Genomic DNA, 903 nt, shown 5'->3' on the forward strand with positions numbered 1-903 from the left:
GGGACGCAGAATTTTTTGCAAATCACGGACTTGCTATTTCTGTGTCACTAGGACTTTATTTAGCTGTTTATTCTCTCGCTAACCGAGTTACCTACCGAAGTAAGTGGCGTCCCCTAGGGGATTCGAACCCCTGTTACCGCCGTGAAAGGGCGGTGTCCTAGGCCTCTANACAATAACAAACAACTTCGCACTCGAGGCGTTGCCATTTGAATTATGTACTAGGACATATGCACTAACGATAAATTGGTGGAGCTAGACGGGATCGAACCGTCGACCTCTTGCATGCCATGCAAGCGCTCTCCCAGCTGAGCTATAGCCCCATAATAGTCAGACCTGAACTGCTAGCCTGTATCGCTGAGTGCGGGGCGCATTCTATGCAGGAGCAAAAATAAAGTCAACAACTTTTATGAAAGTTTTTTCTAACTGATTCATTTTAAATCAAGAAGCGTAGAATATAACCAAACCACTCCCCTTTGCAAGCCTAACACCTTGAATTGGATTATTTATTACACAATTTAAAACGCATAGTTACCGCACCTCTGCCTTTTTGTTTTAAATCCAATTAGGCCAGAGTGATTTACGGCTCTTTTCTTACTCCGCATGGTATCCAACCCTGCTTAATTTCGCGCTATAATACGCAAAGCACAGCAACTTATTTCCCCCCCAAAAATGAGATGATTCTAGGGCCAAAAATATAAGCCCCCTCACCTTTCTATAATGAAGAGCTTAAAGCATTGAGCATAAAAACATCATACAGTATAGTTTTTTAAAGTTAAGTGTTGACTCTTTTCAAACTAAACCTATAATACCGCCCCACAACGGCAGACGTTGTAATACAATTTGGGTTGTTAGCTCAGTTGGGAGAGCATCGCCCTTACAAGGCGAGGGTCACTGGTTCAAGTC

Annotated in this window: 2 tRNA genes; both read right to left on the bottom strand. The window is 43.0% G+C overall.

The annotated features are described in order from the left end of the window. Window positions 1-104: 104 nt before the first annotated feature. Window positions 105-172: transfer RNA gene (locus CKO50_RS07265), tRNA-Glu, on the bottom strand. A gap of 72 nt (window positions 173-244) precedes the next feature. Beyond that, window positions 245-320 (bottom strand) — tRNA-Ala (locus CKO50_RS07270). Window positions 321-903: the final 583 nt, after the last annotated feature.

The organism is Pseudoalteromonas sp. HM-SA03 (assembly GCF_002289345.1).
Taxonomy (GTDB): domain Bacteria; phylum Pseudomonadota; class Gammaproteobacteria; order Enterobacterales; family Alteromonadaceae; genus Pseudoalteromonas.